Raw genomic sequence first — 16955 nt, forward strand, 5'->3', positions numbered from 1 at the left:
CAGGCCACAATGGGCTGTTGCGGGCACCTCGGGGAAAAAAGGTTCAGAACAATACACGCGCGCGTGCGGGCGTTCGCGGGATGGGCTGGCAGGGGATGTGTCCGGCCGGGGCAACGGCGGGGCCGATATTTCCCCCGGGCGCAGATGGTGGACGGGGCCGAACCCCTGGGGACAGAGAAGGGCAAGCTTGGCGTCAGGGGGCGGCCCCCTCGGGTTTGTCAGTGAGCGAGCGGGGCGCAACCGTGTAGAGGGTGAGTTGTTCCGCCAGGGGTGCGTTGGGTCCCGCCGACAGTTGCCGCAGGACGTCTCGAAGGGCGGTGGTGGCAAGCTTTGGGGGCACCCAGTAGCGCCCAGTCGTCAGGAGGTCGGACAGCGCGCGCTGGGCGCCCGCCACGGTGTCCGGTCGGGGGCGCGGGCCACGGGTGCCGGGCGTCGCCTTCTCGCCCGCCGCCAACCTGACGATAGGCAAGAGGCGGGCCACCAGTTCGCCCGGATCAAATGGCGCCTCCAACGCCTCCCAGACATGCGGCTCGGCCCACGCCAAGTCACCCTCCGCCATCCGCGCGGCGTGCAGGAGGAGGTTGACGGCTTCCTCCCCGCCGATCTCCTGGCTCGTGTGGCCGGTAAGCGCCGCGACATCGCGCCGTGTGCGGCGGACGGCCTCCAGTCGCAGAAGGTCCGGCCGCTTGGCGTAGACCTTGACCTCGTCTTTCTTCGTCCGCTTCCAGCGCACGGCGATGCCGCCGTTGTCATAGACATCCCGGCTGATGCGGCGGGCATCCGGGGGCGGGAGGCGGTCGAGAGCCCTGACGGCGACAACCGCATCGGCGACAGGGTGGTCGCGGTTGACCTCAAGGGAGCGCACCCACAGCCGCTCCTCAAGAACATGCTCGGCGAGGTCGGCATGGGGCGGATGATCGAGGGCGGGGTTGATGATCGCGGTTGCCAGGACCTCGACGAACGCGTCAACCGCCGAACGGACAAGCTCCAACTGTACGCGTAGCAGGTCGGCCGCGCTGTCGGCCGTGGGACCCACTAGGTTGTCGGCGCCGTCAAGGGCCACGTCTCCGACCTCCTCGCCTTCGTCAAGCAGATGCGCTCGAAGCAGGCGGAGGGTCGGCAGGGCGAACCGGCTTCCTGAGGTGATGCGCAGGACCGGCGGGGCGATGACACAGGCAATGACCGCATCAAGAGGCGTCCCGCCCGTGTCCTCTGCCGGGACGCGGACCTCCCAGGTAACGTGGCCGCTGACCGGCGCGGAGGCCCGGCGAAGTAGACCACCTTCGCGGAGGGCTGCTGCCACCCGTTCCTCGGCGCCTTCCGGGATGCCTCCCACGGCGGCACTGAAGCCGAAGGAGATCTTGTCCAACAGGACGGCAGGCAGGTCATCTTCCGCATCGGTTTGGAGGGCTTCGTCTACCATCATCATGGGGTCAATCCGAAATCGGTGGTATCAGGGGTATTGGAATGAGACATTGGCGAGAGTTCGGGCAAGGGAGAGAAGGAGAGAGGCCGGAGAAGAGAGGGTTGCAATCCCGTGGGTGAAAGCCCCCTTGTTAAGGAATTCGGCAACCGGCCCTCGGCTTGGTGCGGAAGGAGTGGCGTTCCGATCGCTGGGTTGTACAGGCGCTTGTCCCACACTGGACACACAGCATAGGGGGCGGACGAGGGAGACGGAACCTGGAAGATCGTCATCTTTCCCCCTCCTTCCTTCACCGGCGTGCCGGTGATGCCGCCCCCTCCGCCGGGGAACCGCCTGTCCCGCCCCAGTCGGATGTCTGAATGTCGTTGGCGGTTCTTCGTGTTCGACAGTCCGAAGCCCTGGGGGTGTCCCCCCTCCATCCCCCTGGACGGATCACGGCTGAACGGCGGTTGTCACGGCCGTCTGCGGGAAGGGCAGCGACATCAGCAGGGGCATTGGCGTTGAAACCGTTTGAAGTCGGGCATCATCGGGCAATGTTCATGGTATGTTTCGCGTACTCTTAATCAGCGGGTCCAAGGTTCGAGTCCTTGTGCGCCCACCAAATTCGAAAAGGGGCGACACCAGTTCTGGTGTCGCCCCTTTTCTTCGCTTGGGCATCTTGATTGAGCACCTTTGCCGGGCGACTCCGGCTTGTTTTTTACCGCTGCGGCGACCGCGGCAACAGCCTGCGCCCCTTGCGCATCAGCTTTTTCGGGAAATGCCAGTTGCGGAACAGGCCGCGGCGGCTCAGCGGTTCGAAGATCGCCTCGGGGCCGTCGGGGTCCAGGATCTCGTTGTCGGCCAGCCATTTCTCGGTGGGGCTGAGCTCGGGCAGGTGATAGGGCACCAGCGTGCGGCCCTGGCCGCGCAGATCGTCGATCACCTTGATCATCGAGCCGCAGGCGGCGTAGCGATCGGCGATGTCTTCGGGCGTGGTGTCCAGATGTTCGGCCAGCAGATCGTCGCGGATATGGGCGATGCGGGGCCCGAGGGCGGCATTGGCCGGCAGGCTGGTGTCGATCACCACATCGCATTCGGTGTCCAGCCGCATTGAGCGGTTGTTGAAATTCGACGAGCCCACCCTGAGCCAGCGATCGTCGATCACCGTCACCTTGGCGTGGACATAGATCGGCGTGCCCTTTGCCGTCAGCGGATGATAGATCCGGAAGCGGCCATGGCGGTCCAGGCGGCGCAGCGCCTCGAACAGCCGGGCGCGGGCGGTGTCCATGGCGATCGGCTCCAGCCAGCCGTCGGCGATCACCGGGTTGACCACCACCACCTCGGGCCCGTCCTCTTCCAGCAGGCGGGCGGCGATGGCGCGGGCCACCCGGCGCGAGGCGAAATACTGGCTTTCGGCATAGATCAGCCGCCGGGCGCCGGCGATCAGATCCAGATAGAGCGCCTCGATCTCGTGGATCGGCTCCACCCCGTCCATGCGCGGCTGGGTGCGGGCGATGGCGATCTCCACATCGCGCAGCCAGGGCTCCAGGATCGCGGGCCAGCAATCGCCGGCGCCGGTCACCGCCGGCAGCGTCTCGCCCGAGGCGGCAAGCCAGCGCGCCCGGGCCAGATCGGCGATCGCCCGGGCGGCCGCGCCGTCGAAGGCGCTGGTCGCATCATGCCAGGGGGGCGAGGGCCGGCCGTCGGGCAGGGTGCGATCGGGGTCGTCATCGGCATGGGCGCGGCGGTCCCAGCGCTGGCCGGTCATGTCGATGCCGCCGCAGAAGGCGAGCCCGTCGTCGATGACCACGATCTTCTGATGGTGCGAACTCATGAAGGGATGGGCGCCGTCGAGCCGGAGCGTGATCCGCGGATGGGCCTTCCAGCGCAGCACGCTCCACAGCGTGTCGCCGCGGAACAGGGCCTTGAAGGCGCCGGTATCCCAGCGCAGCAGCCGGATTTCCAGCGAGGGCGTGCGCCGCGCCAGCCACAGAATGAAATCGCCCAGCTTCTCCGGCCCCTCCTGCGGGCCGGCCGGGCGGCCGAAGCGGATGCGGGCATCGAAATCCCAGCCGATCAGCAGGATGCTGTGGCGCGCCTTCAGCATCGCCGCCCGGGCGGCGTTGAAATAGGCATCGGCATCGATGATCAGCGAGAACCGCTCCGCCCGGGCGGTCCGCCAGCAGTTCCGGCCATGCGCAAGCAGCGCCGTCGACGGACGATGCTCCGGAAGGGTCTGGGTCATGGGCGGGCTGCGGGCTCCTGATTGCGGCGATCACGACGGCGATGCCGGTATCGCACCAGATCCCGCGGGCGGGGCCAAGTGATCAGACGGTGTCCGGTCGGTGATCCTGGACCTGCTGTTCCGCCCGCGCCATTCTGTGCGGCTTTGTGCCCGGCATCTGCCCGGCGCGCCGGTGCGACGGAGGGATCGGACGATATGGCCACGGAATTCGACGGACGGGTGCGTGACGGGCGGGATGACGATCTGCCGGTCCTGCTGAGCATCTGGGAGCGATCGGTACGGGCGACCCATGATTTCCTGACCGAGGCGGATATCCGTGATCTGGTGCCCGTGGTGCGTGACCAGGCGTTGCCTGCCGTCCGTCTGCTGATTGCAGCGGATGCCGATGGCCGGATCGCGGGTTTTCTGGGCCTCGACGGCAACAGGGTGGAGATGCTGTTCGTCGACCCCGATCATTTCGGATGCGGGGTCGGGCGGGCCCTGATCGAGGCAGCCGCGGCTCTGGCGGGGCCGCGGCTCGACCTCGACGTCAATGAACAAAACCCCGGGGCGCGGGGGTTTTATGCGGCACTGGGCTTCATCGAAACCGACCGATCGCCCCTGGACGGGCAGGGGCGGGCCTTTCCGCTGATCCATCTGCGGCGGGGCTGAGAGGGGAGAGGCGCTCAGTCGATGGGCGCGAGGCCGGCGAAGCAGCCGTCGTGATAGACCAGGGCGGTTGCGGCGTCGCGGGCGCGGACCTCGGCCACCCGGCCGATCATCAGCGTGTGGCTTTCGAAGGTCACCGTGTCGGCCAGCCGGCAATCCAGGCTGGCGGCGGCGGGCGCCAGCAGCGGCGCGCCGGTCTTGCCGGTGGTCCAGAGGGCGTCCTCGAACCGGGCTTCGCCGGCGCGCGCCGGATCACCGCCGGCGAACAGCCGGGCAAGCGGCCCGTGATCGGCGGCAAGCAGATTGATCGAGAAGCGGCGCTCGGCCAGGATCCGGTCATGGGCCTGGGCGGAGCGGTTGATCGCCACGGCCACCCGCGGCGGTTCCGCCGTCAGCGACATCACCGCCGTGGCGGTCAGCCCCGCCCGGTCGCCGCGATCGCCCGTCGCCACGATGGTGACACCCCCGGCAAGCCGACGCAGCCCGGCGCGGAAGGCCGCCGGCGGCACGACATGCGCTTCGGCATCTGCAGTGCCGGCAGCCGGCAGGGTGATGGTTCCATCGGTCATGTCCGGAGACCTTTCCGTCCAGGTGTCGCTCAGCCGTCCCGCTCTCGTCCGGGCCAGAGGCCATATCTGCGACTGACTTTCAATCGCGTGGATCATGCCTCATCCGCTGTCGAGAAGATATGGTCGCGGGCGCCCGCTGTCGATGTTGCCGCCACCCGGGCCCGCAAGCTAGGGTCGCCGGGAACGAGCCGGGAGAAATCGGATGGCAGGGCAGGGCGAGGGCCGGGCTGCGACAGGCGGGGGCCGGGCTGGGCAGGCATCCCGGCGCAGCGGCGCCATGCGCGACGAGGTGATCGCCTTCAAGCGCGAACGGATTCTGGAAGAGGCCGCCGCCGCCTTTTACGAACATGGCTATCAGGGCACCACGCTGGAGGCGGTCGCCACCCGGCTGGGGGTGACCAAGCCCTTCATCTATTATCATTTCCGCAACAAGGCCGAGATCCTGTCCGAGATCTGCCGCCGCGGCATCACCGAGGCGGTGGCGGCGCTGGATGCGGCGCAGGCGGCCGAGGGCACCCCCGATCAGCGGCTGGCGGCGGCGATCGAGGCGATCACCCGCACCGTGCTGGAACAGCAGGCCTATACCGCGATCTATTTTCGCGAAGAGAAGAATTATCCCGCCGATGATGCGGTGGAGCTGAACCGCCGGCGCAAGGCCTTCGACCACAAGCTGTCGGCGCTGCTGGAGGAAGGGGTGGCGGCCGGCGTGTTCGAGATCGAGGATGTGCGGCTGACGGCGCTCGCCATCGGCGGCATGATTTCCTGGGCCTTCACCTGGTACAACCCCCAGGGCCGGCTGTCGACCGCCGAGATCTGCCGGCGCATGGCCGGGCTGGTGCTGCGGATGGTCCGGCGCCCCGAATAGGCGGGGCGCCGGTTCCGACCGTCAGGCGGCGCTTTCCAGAATGCCGCGCACGGCCGCAGGCCCGTCCACGGTGCGCGGATTGGTGCGGATCCAGATGTCGTGCATGGTCGCCTCGGCGATGCGGTCGAAATCGGCCGCCGTCACGCCCACCGCCGACAGGCTGCGCGGCATGCCGAGCGCCGCGATGAAGCGGTCGGCCGCATCGGCCGCAGTTTCGCCCGCTGCGGCGCCCAGGCTCCGGGCGATCCGGGCCTGGCGGTCGGCATTGACCGGCGCGTTGAAGCGCAGCACCGCCGGTGCCATCACGCAGGAGGTGTGGCCATGGGCCACGCCGGCCACGCCGCCCAGCATGTGGCCGATGGCGTGGCTTGCCCCCATCGGCACGCCCGCGACGATCGGGATCATGCTCTGCCAGACGCCGATCTGGCATTTCAGCCGGGCCTCCAGATCCCGGGGGTCGGCCTTCACCCGCGGCAGGCCTTCGGCCAGCAGCTCCAGCGCGCAGGCGGCGATGCCGTCGCAATAATCGTTGGAGAGCAGGGAGCCCAGCGTCTCCATGGCATGATCCAGCGCCCGCACCCCGGTCGACAGCCACAGCCATTCGGGGGTATGGCGGGTGATGGCCGGATCCAGCACCACCACGCGCGGGCCCATGCCGCGGCTGAGATAGCCCTGTTTCAGCCCGGTCACCTCGTCGGTGCTGCCGCCCAGCGGGTAGAACTCGCCACCGGACAGAGAGGTCGGCACGGCGATCTGCGGGATGTCGGGATCGGGCACCGGCGGCACCACGATGCCGCCGTCTTCCGACGGATACATGTGGTGCGGCTCCATCTCCGCCGGGTCGGTCCAGCCCATCTTCGCCGCCAGCCGGGCGACTTTGCCGCCATCGGTGATCGATCCGCCACCCACCGTCACCAGCAGATCCGCGCCGCTTTCGCGCAGGGCCTGGCCCAGGGCGATCACCCGGGCGCGGGGGCTGTGCGGCGGCATGTCGGCGCTGCTGCCGACCAGCCGGTGACCCAGGCCGGCGCGGATGCGGGCGATCTCGTCGGTCTCGCGGTCGAGCGTGCCGGAATGCAGCAGGAACACCCGGTCCGCCCCGATCCGCGCCGCTTCCGCGGCCACCGCCTCGGCGGCAGGCGTTCCGTACACCACCTGCTCCATCGGTGCGCAGGCGATCACACCCTGTTTCATGGCCCGGTCTCTCCTCCCTGGGCGGGCGCGGCTCGTTGCGGCCGCGTCCCGTCGTTGATGATCATCTACCGATCGTCATCTGAATATACTGATGGGTATGAAGCGGACAAGAGGGGGGCGCCAAGGCGGCTGCGGGCGGGGGGCCGGCCGTGCGCGGCCGCAAGTGGCCGCATCCCCGGCCATGCATCGCCGGCCCCCGATCTGCATGCTGTCGGATGACGGATCGCTCCGGTGCCCTCAGCGGGCCGCCCCGTGATCCCCTCATCCGACAGGACCTTTGATCCGATGCACGACCTTCTCCAGGGCCTGTGGTCGGCGATGCGTGAGACCGCCGACCTTCTGGGCCTGACCGTGATTGCCGCCTATCTGGGCCGGCTGCTCGTCCATGTGGGCGAAGTGCAGCGCGGCCGGCGGCGCTTTTTCAGCACGCACCTGCTGTGGGAACTGGTGACGGCGATCGCGATCGGCATCGTCGCCGACGGCATCGCCCATCAGCTGGGCCTGGCCGGCCCGCCCCGCACCGCGGCCATCGTGGCCATCGCCTATCTCGGGCCCCGCGGGCTCGAGGAAGTCATCGTGCGGCTCATCGCCGTGCGCCGCAGCTGAGGGAGACCCATCCCATGGACATGTCTCTGCCCGATGCCGCCCCCCGGTCGCCCCTGTTCGAGGCGAGCCTGCAGGTCGTGCTGGCCTGGGAGGGCGGCGAGACCGTCACCGACGATCCGCTCGACCCCGGCGGCATCACCCGCTGGGGGATCAGCCTGGCCTTTCTGCGCCGGATCGACCCCGGCGCCGGGCCCGACCGGATCCGGACCCTGGATCGCGACGAGGCGGCGGCGATCTATGCCCGCGACTTCTGGCGCCCGATCCGCGGTGACCAGCTGCCGCCGCCGCTCGCCCTCTTCACCTTCGACAGCGCGGTCAATCTGGGCGTGCCGCGCGCGGTGCGCCTGCTGCAGCAGGCGGTGGGCGCCGATGTCGACGGCATCATGGGGCCGCGCACCGTCAATGCCGCCCGGGCCGCCGCCCAGCGGCCGCAGCGCCTGACCCAGGCCCTGGCCGACATGGCCGCAGGCCGTCTGCAGATCTATGCCACCCGCCCCGGCTTTCCGCGCTTCGGGCGCGGCTGGACCCGCCGGGTGCTGGATGTTCACGGGCGGGCCGTGGCGCTCGCCACCGAAGAAGGAGCCGCAGCATGACCGGGATCGACGATCTTCTCGTGGCGCGCCTGGGCGGTGTCGTGGCCGAACTGGCCGGCGCCGGGGTGATGGTGGCCGGCGCCTGGGCGCTGGGCCGCATCGCCGGCTGGGCGGGTGTCGCCCGTGACGACCGGGTGCGCGCCTATCTGGAGGCGGCGCTTGAACGTGCCGTCGATCGGGCGCTGGGCCATGTGTCGGCAGGCGGGGGGGCGACAGGTGAGGGGCCGGCAGGGGAGGCGGTGTCGATGGCCACGGCCTATCTGCGCGAGACCGTGCCCCAGGCGCTCAAGACCCTGTCCATTGCCCCCGATACGCTCGACCGCATGGTCGAAGCGCGCCTCGCCGCCCGCGCCGCCGGGTCGAAACCGCAGAGGCCGTCGGTTCAGCCGTAATCGCTGGCGCCGACGATCCGGTGGATGCTCAGCACCTGGCCCAGCTCGTGTTCCAGCTCGCCGCGCGGGTTGAACTGGCGCAGATGCAGCCGGGTCGCAGTGCGCCGGACGAACTGCTTGATCAGCCCGCGGGTCGGCACATGCGGGTCGCCGGTGCGGATCTGGACCACCACGAAACAACCGGGCGTGATCGGTCGGTTGGGGTTCACATGGACCAGCTCGCCGGCGAAATAGCGCGGCTCCATGCTTTCCCCCTGAACATAGACCGCATAGCCGTTGGCCACTCCGGCCAAAATCGGCGGCCGGGCGACGTATTCGTTGACCGTGCCGTTGAAATCGAACGCCCCATCATCGCCGCCCATGGCCGCACCATAGACCGGAAGGTCACGTGGTGTGGCGCCGGGCGGCGTTGCCGTTTCATGCGCCGGCTCGGCGACGAAGCCGGTGGGCTGCGTCGGTGCGGGAAGGGGTGCGGGGGACAGGGGGGCGGCCGGGTGGGGCGCCAGCGGCGGCAGACCGGCCGTTTCGCCCAGCTCTCCGCCGGCTGTCGGCAGATGGTCGGGGACCAGCAGATCGGCCGGCGCGCAGTCCAGCGCCCGCGCAAGGCGGCCCATCCACTCGGCGGTCAGCCGGCGGGAGCCCTTTTCCAGCTTGTTGATCTGTGACGCCTCGGTTCCTACGCGCTGCCCCAGCTCATGCATGGTCAGCCCGCGCCGTTCGCGCCACTCGCGGATGCGGTTCTGCATGGCCATAAAATGGTCGATGTGGCCGCAAAGTGCAATGGCCAAAACGGACATATTTTGCTTGATCAGAGGGGTGGCCATGGTCAATCTTGGGGGACGCAACCGAAACGGGAGGCAATACGATGGCACGCAGCCCTGAAGCCCTGGGTTCCCTTGACGAGATGGAGGGGGGTATGTTCAGCGCGCCCCGCGCGCAGGACCTTCTGGCGCCGGTAAAGGCGCTGTTCGACGAGGCGGCGCAGACGCTGCGCCGGCTGCCGCCGGCCGAGCGGCCGCAGCGGGCACGGATCTCGTGGGATGATCTGGGGGTCGGCAGCGGCCGCCCCGCGGGCGGGCGGCGAGAGGCCGAGGGCCGCGGGCTTGCCCCCGATGCGGGGCAGATCTCGCGGCTGGATCTGGCGCTGGAAATCAGCCTCCGGCTGGAGCCGGTGCACCGGCGGATCATCTGGGCGCGGGCGGAGGGCCGGCTGTGGAAGGTGATCGCCGGCGATCTGGGGCTGGACCGCACCACCTGCTGGCGCCACTGGCAGCGGGCGCTGGGCCAGGCGGCGCTGATCCACGCCCTGCTGGTGACGGAACACCGCAGCCGGGCACGCATGTAAGCGGGTGCGCCCCGCCGCCGGCGGCTCAGTCGACGGCGTTGTTCAGGATATCGACGATCACGCCGGTCGCCGCTGCAATCAGCAGGATGTCGCGGCCGGCCTGGATCCATTCATAGCCCTCGCGCCGGGGCAGACGATCGTAGAGGGGGCCCGGCAGGCGCTTCTTCGCGATCCCCGGCGGCAGCGGCTTGCCCCGCCCCAGATTGCGCGCGATGCCCGGCGGCAGCGGCTCATAGCCGAACAGGCCGCGGTGATCGCCGATATAGTCGGTGATGATCCGGCGTTCGTCGCCGGTGATGATGTTCACATTGATCAGGGCCGGTCCGCGATCGTCATGGCGATGATCCTGCCGGCCGGGGCCGTGGTCGTCATGGCGGTCGTCCCGATCATGCTTTCCGTGCTTCGGCCCGCCGCCACCCTTTGCATGCGGGGGCGGGTCGGCCAATGCGGGATTGAAGACGCCGGGCCCGGCCACGATACCGGGCAGGGCGATCAGGGATATGGCCAGAACGGCCAGATGGCGCCGCACCGATGGGTGCGGGGCAGACGGGTGCTCAGACATCGGCTTCGTCCCATTCCGACCACAGCTCGGCTTCGGCGCCCCCGGGGCTGTCGAAACCGCCGCCATAGCGATCATCGTAACGGCCGATGGCGCGGCGATGCCCCGGGGCTGCCGGCACCTCGAGGGCGACTTCCAGCCCCGGCACTGCCGCAATCACCCGCCTGCCGCCGTCGCCGGCGATGGCGGGCGTGCCCAGCATCGCGGCAAGGGCGGTGCCGGCGGCGACGCTGACGACGATCCGCCGGTTTCTGCGGGGTATGTGGGGCCTGGCGCGGTTGCGCATCGGGACATCTGCTCCATCGGGTCGAGGCAGGGGCGCTGTCCCACGGAACAAGACCACGCCCCATATTGATCCGATGATGCCGCAGCTTGTGGCCGCGCGGGCGTGATCAGCCGATGTGCGAACTGTGACCGGCGGGGGCCCGCGCGTGACATCGCCCGAACACCGCCCGCGGCGGGCTCAGCCGCCGGCCTTCTGCCAGCCGGCCGCGCGGGCATCGGCTTCGGAACAGAACCAGCGTTCGCCCTGGCCCTCGTCGATGCGGGTGCGCTCGTAAGACCGGCTGCCGGGCACATGATACAGCCGCCGGCCGTCTTTGGAGATGTTGCCCTTGATGTCGCAGCCCTTGGGGTGGCCGCCGCTGCCGGTCGCCGGCGTGGCCGGTGCGCGCTCGGGCGTGGCCGGGGCCAGTGCCCCCGGCGGCGGGTTCAGCTTCACGCCCTTGCGATGGTCCCAGGGCATCACGAAGCGGCCCGACCACAGCCCCCGTTTCGCAGCCTTCGCCTCGGCTTCGGCCGGCACATAGTCGCGGCCGTAATTGACGTAGGCCACCGCCAGACCTTCCGAAACCATGCGCCGGTTGATGTCTTCGCCATTCACCGCGCAGCGCCCGACCACCCGGCCATAGCGATCGCGATCGACGATCTCGCAGGCGACGGTGCGTCCCGAGGTCAGCCGGTCGAGCAGCTGTGTCGCGTCGCGGCCGCAGCGCCAGGCGCGATTTTTGGCGTCGGCGCAGATCTGCGAACTTTCCGGCGCATCGATGCCGAACATGCGGATGCGGGTGCCGTGGATGTCGAGCGTGTCGCCGTCGATCACGCTGGCACGGCCGGTGACGTCGGCGGCAAGGGCCGGTGTGATCGCGGCCGGCAGGGCCAGAAGGGCAAGCAGGGCGGCAGCCGCGGAAGCGAGGCGGGGGAACATCGGGCTCCTGGTCGGTCGGAGGGAGAGACAACAACTCGACCGGGAGCTTAATCATCATTTCGAACTTATGGTAGTAACTGTCCCGCGAAAACGCACCGTCGCATGCAGCCACAGCGCGCAGGCGCAGGTATGCGTGCCCTGCAATGCCGCCACAAGTATCGGGTCCGCTTGAAAAGATGTCGGGGTGTTGCGACATCTGCGGTCCTTGACCATGGCCCCTGGCGGGCCCTATACCCCTTTCTCGGAAAGGCGCGTTCATGGCCCACCCGTGTCGTATGCGGGTGCGGGTGGCGCGCCTCGCAGATGAGGACATGACCCATGGCGAGCGAGATCGCGCCGGACGTCTATGCAATGCGCCATTCCTGTGCGCATCTGATGGCAGCGGCGATCCGTGAACTCTATCCCGAAGCCAAATTCGGCGTGGGGCCGCCGACCGCGACCGGTTTCTATTACGACATCGATCTGCCCGAGCCGCTGAAGCTCGACGATCTGCAGAAGATCGAGCAGATGATGCGTAAGCTGCGCAAGAAGAAGCTGCGGTTCGACCGCCGCGAACTGCCGATCGAGGATGCGATCGGCTTCATGCGCGAGCATCACCAGGATTACAAGGTCGAGCTGCTCCAGCTGCTGCGGGATCGCGGCACCACCGCCATCGCCAAGGAGACCGGCGACGACACCGCCGTCGATGGCGACCAGTCGGGCGTGGACAGCGTTTCGTTCTACACCACGGGCAATTTCGTCGACCTCTGCCGGGGGCCGCATGTCGAGAACACCGGCCAGTGCGGCGAGTTCAAGCTGATCAACATCGCCGGCGCCTATTGGCGCGGCAACAGCGACGGCCCGCAGCTGCAGCGCATCTATGGTCTCTGCTTCCCCACCAAGGAGGAGCTGGAGCACTGCATGTGGCAGATGGAGCAGGCCAAGCTGCGCGATCATCGCAAGATCGGCCGCGAGCTGAAGATCTACCGCTTCTCGCCCGAGGTGGGCGCGGGCCTGCCGCTCTGGCTGCCCCGCGGCACGGCACTGCGCGACGAGCTGGAATTCCTGGCCCAGAAGGAAGAGCGGCGCGACGGCTATCTGCGTGTCGTCACCCCGCAGATCACCAAGGAAGAGCTGTACTACCGGTCCCGGCATCTGCCCTATTATGCCGAGGACATGTACAAGCCCTTCGAGATCGACGGCGAGCGCTTCTATCTGCGGCCGATGAACTGCCCGCATCACCACCAGGTCTATCTGGCGGAGAAGCACAGCTATCGTGATCTGCCGGTGCGCCTGTCGGAATACGGCCAGGTCTATCGCTACGAGGCGAGCGGTGCGCTGTCGGGCCTGATGCGGGTGCGCGGCTTCTGCCAGAACGACGCCCATATCTATTGCCGGTACGATCAGGCCAAGGACGAGTTCCTGAAGGTCATGCGGCTTCATGCCCGCTATTACGACCTGTTCGAGATCAAGGACTACTATATGCGCCTGTCGCTGCCCGATCTCGACAAGCTCGACAAATATGTCGACGAGCCCGAGAAGTGGCTGGCGGCGCTGAAGATCATCCGCGAGGCGATGATCGAATCGGGCTATCCCTTCCGCGAGGTGGAAGGCGAGGCGGCGTTCTACGGGCCCAAGGTCGACTTCATGATCAAGTCGGTCATCGGCACCGAATACGCCATCTCGACCAACCAGCTCGACTTCCTGGCCACCCAGACCTTCGACCTCACCTATATCGGCGAGGACGGCAAGGAGCACCCGGTCTACGTCATCCACCGGGCGCCGCTGGGCAGTCACGAGCGGTTCGTGGCCTTCCTGATCGAGCATTACGCCGGCAACTTCCCCACCTGGCTCGCCCCGGTGCAGGCCATGGTGGTGCCGATCGCCGACCGGCATAACGACTATGCCGAAGAGGTCCGCAACCTGCTGTTCGATGCCGACGTGCCCACCGGCACCGGCGGCCTTCGGGTGGAGGTGGATACCAGCACCGAGCGGATGCAGAAGAAGATCCGCAACGCCCAGCTGGAGAAGATCCCCTACATCCTGGTGGTCGGCGACAAGGAGGCCGAAACCCGGACCGTGGCCGTGCGCCTGCGCAACGGTACCGATCTGGGGGCCATGCCGATCGCAGACGTTATCGCCCGCATGCGCGACGAGGTGGTCAACCGCCGCGACATCGAGCTGCCGGCGATCGAGACCGCCGGAGATGCCACCGCTCATTGAGCGATGCAGTCTGCGCGGTAACCGCATCTACACAGAAGCCGCCGGGCAGCACTGCCCGGCGGTTTTTTCGTTCTGTGGTAAACCCTTGGCGACAAGGCGCGGACACGTCGTTGCATTAACCATATCCCCGGCATAACCTTCGCGCGTTTTCAGGACCTGACATCTCTTGAAGGAGGCGCGCGTGAGGCGGACGAGGATTGGAATCGCCGGGATCGCGCTGATGGCCGGGCTGGCCATGGCACTCGGCGGCTGCGCGACGCAGGGGCAGAGCCGTTACAGCTATAAGGACGTCGGCCGGGCGAGCGAGGTGGCCTTCGGCACCGTGCTGTCGTCGCGCCAGGTGGACATCACCGGCCAGAACACCGGCGCCGGCGCCGTGGTCGGCGGCACCGCCGGCGGGCTTGCCATGTCGAATGTGGGCCGTGGCACCGGCAATGTCGCGGCGATCCTGGGCGGCGCCCTGGTCGGCGCGGTCGCAGGCGCCGTGATCGAGCAGGCGGCGGCTGATCGGGTCGGCATCGAATACGTGCTGATCCTGGCCAATGGCAAGACCATCACCGTGGTCCAGGAACAGGACGAGGGCGACGAGATCTTCGCGCCCGGCGCCCCGGTCATGATCCAGACCAATGGCAGCTATCAGCGCGTGCTCTCCACCGCCAACCTGCCGTCGGAAGTGTCGCGCCCCAAGCAAGTGAAGATCGTCGACTGACCCCGTTACGGGCACCCGACGACGCTCCCCCCAGGAAAGCCGAACCTGCCATGAAGAAGCTCATCACCGTGGCCCTCGGGCTGCTGATGCTGTCTGCCTGCGCCTTCACCGAAGATTCGATCCCCGTCCATTACACCGCCCCGGCCAATCTGGAGCTGGTGCAGGGGGCATCGGACGTGACGCTGGAAGTCGTGGGCCAGGATGGCCGCGTCGCCAACCGCGACCGCATCTCCAGCAAGAAGAACGGCTACGGCATGGAGACCGCCCGCATCCTTGCGGCCAATGACGTGGTCGCCGAGGTTGCGAACGCGGTGCGCACCGAGTTGCAGTCGCTGGGCTTCACCATCGGCGAGGGCGGCATCCATGTCGTGATCGAGACCCAGACCTTCTACAACGACTTCAAGACCGGCTTCTGGAGCGGCGACGCCGTGGCCGAGGTCGCCTTCATGCTGACCGCAACGAAGCCCGACGGCACGCTGGTCTACAGCCGCGCCTATCGCGCGGTCGGCATGAACAAGGACATCATGATGGCCTCGGCCGAAAACGCCGCCCCGGCGCTGGAAGAGGCATTGCGTGAGGCGGTCCGCCAGGTCGTGCAGGACAAGGCGCTTCAGGCGGCGCTGCTCGCCGCGAAATAAGGCCGGCCCACCCGCCGACCCACCCCGCCGCCGGGCAGCGATGCCCGGCGGTTTTTCGTTGGGTGCGGCTTCCGGCGGTGAAGGTCTTTGGAATCGTTTTTCACGATCAAAAGGCTTGAGGAATCGGTCTTCACGGCGTGGAATCGTTTTTCACGACAGCCGGAGGATTTGTCATGCGTGCCGCATCGGATGCCGCCTTTCCCGGTCGTGTGACGGTCTTCCGGGATCGGCGTCTGCCGGCGCTCGCAACCCCGGCGGGGTATGCGGCGTTGATCGAGGCGTACCGGCTGAACGTGCCTCTGCCGCGCCGCCTGTTCGCGATCGGCATCCGCCATCGGATCGTCGAGGACGATGCCTGGCGTCTGCTGACCCCGCGACATGCGCCGGCCGGCGATCTGACAGGCCATCTGGTGTTTGCGCTCCGCTATGAGGGCCTGGATCTGGCCATCCTCAAGCGGCTGTTCCTCTGTATCGGCCCTGAGCCGGTCGAGGCGCTCGTGCGTGCCGCGCCCACCGGTGCCCATGCCCGACGGATCTGGTTCCTGTACGAGTGGCTGACCGGCCGCCTTCTGGATCTTCCGGATGCGTCTGCCGGCGCATATGTCGCCGTACTGGACCCCCGGATCCAGTTTCCCGGCGAGACCCGCAGCATCCGGCGCCAGAGGGTTCGGGACAATCTTCCGGGGACACCGGATTTCTGCCCGCTGGTCTTCCGGACCGAGGCGCTGGAGCGGCTTGCCGCCGGCGATCTGGCCAGCCGCGCCCGCGCCGTTGCGGCGCAGGTGCCGCGGGATCTTCTGGCGCGCACGGCGGCTTTCCTGCTGCTCAAAGATTCGCGGTCCAGTTATGCGATCGAAGGAGAGCATCCACCGCAGGATCGCATCCAGCGCTGGGGGCGTGCGATCGGCGAGGCCGGCCGACATCCACTGGATCTGGACGATCTTCTGAGGTTGCAGCGGCTGGTGATCGGGGATGCCCGCTTCGTGCGTCTCGGCATTCGCAGAGAAGGCGGTTTCGTCGGAGAGCATGATCGCGAGACCCGCCTGCCTCTGCCAGGCCATGTGAGCGCCCGGCCCGAGGATCTGGCGTCGCTGCTGCGCGGGCTGCTGGCTTTCGCCAACGGCCCTGCTGCGGCGCTCGACCCGGTCATCGCCGCAGCGGTGCTCGCCTTCGGCTTCGTCTATGTCCATCCTTTCGAGGACGGCAATGGCCGGCTGCATCGCTATCTCATTCATCACGTGCTGGCAGCGCGCGGGTTCAATCCGCCCGGCGTGGTGTTTCCGGTCTCGGCGGCAATCCTCAGGCATATCGAGGGCTATCGCCGCGCGCTGGAAAGCTATTCCGAGCGGCTGCTGCCGGCTGTCGAGTGGCTGCCGACCGCGCGGCACAATATCCAGGTTCTGAACGACACAGCCGACTTCTACCGGTTCTTCGACGCGACCCCCCATGCCGAATTTCTCCAGGCGTGCGTTATCCAGACCATCGAGGTCGACCTGCCTGACGAAGCGGCCTTCCTGCGGCGCTATGACAGCTTCCGCGACGGGGTGACGGCGATCGTCGACATGCCCGACCGCATGATCGATCTGCTGTTCCGCTTCATTCTACAGGGGAATGGGCAGCTTTCGGGCCGGGCGCGCCGCAGGGAGTTCCAGGCCCTTACCGACGGCGAGGCGGCCGCGGTGGAGGCACTCTATGCCGATATCTTCGGTGAACGAAGCTAGGCCAGGCGCTGCCGCCTCTCTGCTCCTGCATCCCCGGCGCGACCGTAGCCGTGTCGTTTC

18 protein-coding genes are annotated in these 16955 nt (G+C 68.1%); 10 read left to right on the plus strand and 8 right to left on the minus strand.

The genetic code is table 11. From position 1 onward, the window contains the following. Nucleotides 1-193: 193 nt before the first annotated feature. Nucleotides 194-1429, minus strand: coding sequence for a hypothetical protein (locus WI697_RS18925; protein ID WP_345959561.1), 1236 nt, complete (start codon nucleotides 1427-1429; stop codon nucleotides 194-196). A 691-nt stretch (nucleotides 1430-2120) separates the two neighbouring features. Then, nucleotides 2121-3647, minus strand: coding sequence for a phospholipase D-like domain-containing protein (locus tag WI697_RS18930; RefSeq protein WP_345959562.1), 1527 nt, complete (start codon nucleotides 3645-3647; stop codon nucleotides 2121-2123). A gap of 195 nt (nucleotides 3648-3842) precedes the next feature. On the opposite strand from WI697_RS18930, the gene WI697_RS18935 reads away from it, so the two are divergent. Then, nucleotides 3843-4298 carry an acetyltransferase gene (locus WI697_RS18935; RefSeq protein WP_345959563.1) on the plus strand — a complete coding sequence of 152 codons (456 nt, stop codon included), beginning with the start codon at nucleotides 3843-3845 and terminating at the stop codon, nucleotides 4296-4298. 14 nt (nucleotides 4299-4312) lie between these two features. On the opposite strand, the gene WI697_RS18940 is transcribed toward WI697_RS18935, so the two are convergent. Further along, complete coding sequence (locus tag WI697_RS18940; RefSeq protein WP_062764778.1) at nucleotides 4313-4864, minus strand: flavin reductase family protein; 552 nt, start codon at nucleotides 4862-4864, stop codon at nucleotides 4313-4315. A 202-nt stretch (nucleotides 4865-5066) separates the two neighbouring features. Between WI697_RS18940 and WI697_RS18945 the strand changes: the two genes are divergently transcribed. After that, nucleotides 5067-5729, plus strand: a complete 663-nt coding sequence (locus WI697_RS18945) for a TetR/AcrR family transcriptional regulator (protein WP_082828583.1) — start codon at nucleotides 5067-5069, stop codon at nucleotides 5727-5729. A 21-nt stretch (nucleotides 5730-5750) separates the two neighbouring features. Here WI697_RS18945 and WI697_RS18950 read toward each other — a convergent pair whose 3' ends face one another. Further along, nucleotides 5751-6923, minus strand: coding sequence for an iron-containing alcohol dehydrogenase (locus tag WI697_RS18950; protein WP_345959564.1), 1173 nt, complete (start codon nucleotides 6921-6923; stop codon nucleotides 5751-5753). A 285-nt stretch (nucleotides 6924-7208) separates the two neighbouring features. Between WI697_RS18950 and WI697_RS18955 the strand changes: the two genes are divergently transcribed. Genes WI697_RS18955 through WI697_RS18965 form a run of 3 tightly spaced genes read left to right on the plus strand, consistent with a single transcriptional unit; the run spans nucleotide 7209 to nucleotide 8514 of the window. Then, complete coding sequence (locus tag WI697_RS18955) at nucleotides 7209-7529, plus strand: phage holin family protein (protein ID WP_014744291.1); 321 nt, start codon at nucleotides 7209-7211, stop codon at nucleotides 7527-7529. A 14-nt stretch (nucleotides 7530-7543) separates the two neighbouring features. Then, a complete protein-coding gene (locus WI697_RS18960) occupies nucleotides 7544-8122 on the plus strand; it encodes a glycoside hydrolase family 108 protein (protein ID WP_345959565.1) in 579 nt (192 codons plus the stop codon). Further along, the gene (locus tag WI697_RS18965; RefSeq protein WP_345959566.1) at nucleotides 8119-8514 is read left to right on the plus strand and encodes a hypothetical protein; all 396 of its coding nucleotides are present in this window, start codon (nucleotides 8119-8121) and stop codon (nucleotides 8512-8514) included. The genes WI697_RS18960 and WI697_RS18965 overlap by 4 nt, the downstream gene beginning before the upstream one ends. Here WI697_RS18965 and WI697_RS18970 read toward each other — a convergent pair. Next, nucleotides 8505-9266, minus strand: a complete 762-nt coding sequence (locus WI697_RS18970) for an XRE family transcriptional regulator (RefSeq protein WP_345959567.1) — start codon at nucleotides 9264-9266, stop codon at nucleotides 8505-8507. The two genes, WI697_RS18965 and WI697_RS18970, sit on opposite strands and share 10 nt — an antisense overlap. Before the next feature lie 113 nt (nucleotides 9267-9379). Between WI697_RS18970 and WI697_RS18975 the strand changes: the two genes are divergently transcribed. Continuing rightward, nucleotides 9380-9859 (plus strand): DUF6362 family protein, encoded by a 480-nt coding sequence (locus tag WI697_RS18975; RefSeq protein WP_345959568.1) that lies wholly within the window; start codon nucleotides 9380-9382, stop codon nucleotides 9857-9859. Between the two features lie 25 nt (nucleotides 9860-9884). Here the strand turns inward: WI697_RS18975 and WI697_RS18980 are convergent, their stop codons facing one another. The 3 genes from WI697_RS18980 to WI697_RS18990 form a co-directional block, all read right to left on the minus strand. Further along, on the minus strand, nucleotides 9885-10421 hold the full coding sequence (locus tag WI697_RS18980) for an anti-virulence regulator CigR family protein (protein ID WP_345959569.1): 537 nt from the start codon (nucleotides 10419-10421) through the stop codon (nucleotides 9885-9887). Then, complete coding sequence (locus WI697_RS18985) at nucleotides 10414-10704, minus strand: hypothetical protein (RefSeq protein ID WP_345959570.1); 291 nt, start codon at nucleotides 10702-10704, stop codon at nucleotides 10414-10416. The genes WI697_RS18980 and WI697_RS18985 overlap by 8 nt, the downstream gene beginning before the upstream one ends. Nucleotides 10705-10881: 177 nt before the next feature. Further along, nucleotides 10882-11625 carry a thermonuclease family protein gene (locus tag WI697_RS18990; RefSeq protein WP_345959571.1) on the minus strand — a complete coding sequence of 248 codons (744 nt, stop codon included), beginning with the start codon at nucleotides 11623-11625 and terminating at the stop codon, nucleotides 10882-10884. A 318-nt stretch (nucleotides 11626-11943) separates the two neighbouring features. On the opposite strand from WI697_RS18990, the gene thrS reads away from it, so the two are divergent. The 4 genes from thrS (at nucleotide 11944) to WI697_RS19010 (ending at nucleotide 16895) form a co-directional block, all read left to right on the plus strand. After that, entirely contained in the window at nucleotides 11944-13827 is a 1884-nt protein-coding gene (thrS, locus tag WI697_RS18995; protein WP_345959572.1) for a threonine--tRNA ligase, read from the plus strand. Nucleotides 13828-14008: 181 nt separating this feature from the next. Continuing rightward, on the plus strand, nucleotides 14009-14536 hold the full coding sequence (locus WI697_RS19000) for an outer membrane lipoprotein (protein WP_345959573.1): 528 nt from the start codon (nucleotides 14009-14011) through the stop codon (nucleotides 14534-14536). A gap of 50 nt (nucleotides 14537-14586) precedes the next feature. Further along, entirely contained in the window at nucleotides 14587-15174 is a 588-nt protein-coding gene (locus WI697_RS19005) for a YajG family lipoprotein (RefSeq protein WP_062764807.1), read from the plus strand. A gap of 173 nt (nucleotides 15175-15347) precedes the next feature. Next, nucleotides 15348-16895 carry a Fic family protein gene (locus tag WI697_RS19010; RefSeq protein ID WP_345959574.1) on the plus strand — a complete coding sequence of 516 codons (1548 nt, stop codon included), beginning with the start codon at nucleotides 15348-15350 and terminating at the stop codon, nucleotides 16893-16895. Nucleotides 16896-16955 lie beyond the last annotated feature (60 nt).

The organism is Tistrella mobilis, from assembly GCF_039634785.1.
GTDB lineage: Bacteria > Pseudomonadota > Alphaproteobacteria > Tistrellales > Tistrellaceae > Tistrella > Tistrella mobilis.